Genomic DNA, 1,368 nt, shown 5'->3' with positions numbered 1-1,368 from the left:
CAACGGCACCGGCACCGACACCGCCGCCGACAGCGGCGCCGCGGGAGCCTCCACCGCATCAGCGGGCGACTCCACCGCCGGGGCCTGCTCCAGGACGGCGTGCGCGTTGGTTCCGCTGAAGCCGAAGGACGAGACACCGGCCCGGCGCGGCTCGCCGGTCTCGGGCCAGACCGTGTCCTCGGTGAGGACGCGGACGGCGCCGGCGGCCCAGTCGACGTGCGGGGAGGGCCGGTCGGCGTGGAGGGTGCGGGGCAGCACGCCGTGCTGCATCGCCATGACCATCTTGATGACGCCCGCGACGCCGGCCGCGGCCTGGGTGTGGGCCAGGTTGGATTTCACCGAGCCGAGCAGCAGCGGCCGGTCCTCGGGGCGGTCCTGGCCGTAGGTGGCGATGAGCGCCTGGGCCTCGATGGGGTCGCCGAGGCGGGTGCCCGTTCCGTGCGCCTCGACGGCGTCGACCTGCTGGGCGGTCAGGCGGGCGTTCTCGAGTGCCTGCTTGATGACACGCTGCTGGGACGGACCGTTCGGCGCAGTGAGGCCGTTGGACGCGCCGTCCTGGTTGACGGCGGTGCCACGGACGACGGCCAGCACGGGGTGGCCGTTGCGCCGTGCGTCGGACAGCCGCTCCAGGAGCAGCATGCCCACCCCTTCGCCCCAGCCGGTACCGTCCGCGTCGGCGGAGAACGCCTTGCAGCGGCCGTCCATGGCCAGGCCGCGCTGGCGGCTGAAGTCGACGAACGCCTCGGGGGTGGACATCACGGTCACACCGCCGGCCAGGGCGAGCGTGGACTCCCCGCTGCGCAGCGACTGCACGGCGAGGTGCAGGGCGACCAGGGAGGACGAGCAGGCCGTGTCGATCGTGACGGCCGGGCCCTCCAGGGCCAGCGCATAGGCGACCCGGCCGGAGGCGATGCTCGCGGAGCTGCCGGTGCCGAGGAATGCCTCGACGCCCTCCGGCACGGAGTGCAGGCGGGCGGCGTAGTTGTGGTAGATCACGCCGGCGAAAACGCCGGTGCGGCTGCCGCGCAGCGCGGCCGGGTCGATTCCGGCGCGCTCGAATGCCTCCCAGGAGGTTTCGAGCAGCAGGCGCTGCTGCGGGTCCATCGCCATCGCCTCGCGCGGCGATATTCCGAAGAATCCGGGGTCGAACTCGGTGGCTCCGTGCAGGAAGCCGCCCTCGGCGACGTACGAGGTGCCGGGGTTGTCCGGGTCGGGGTGGTAGATCGCGGTGAGGTCCCAGCCGCGGTTGACGGGGAATCCGTCAACCGCGTCGCGGCCCGCGCTGACGAGCTGGCAGAGCTCCTCGGGGGTGTGGACGGTACCGGGGTAGCGGCCCCTCATTCCGATGTTCGCGAAGGGCTCGGGGTC

1 protein-coding gene is annotated in these 1,368 nt (G+C 73.2%); it reads right to left on the bottom strand.

Features of this window, described 5'->3' with window-relative positions; genetic code table 11:
* Window positions 1-1,368, bottom strand: a 1,368-nt coding sequence (locus ACFV0G_RS39365) for a type I polyketide synthase (protein ID WP_380558738.1), incomplete at both ends; no start/stop codon positions are given.

It is taken from the genome of Kitasatospora sp. NPDC059571, from assembly GCF_042735675.1.
In the GTDB taxonomy this organism is placed as follows: Bacteria; Actinomycetota; Actinomycetes; order Streptomycetales; family Streptomycetaceae; genus Kitasatospora.
Note: the sequence above shows the minus strand (reverse complement) of the source record. Positions and strands in the feature narration are given on the sequence as shown.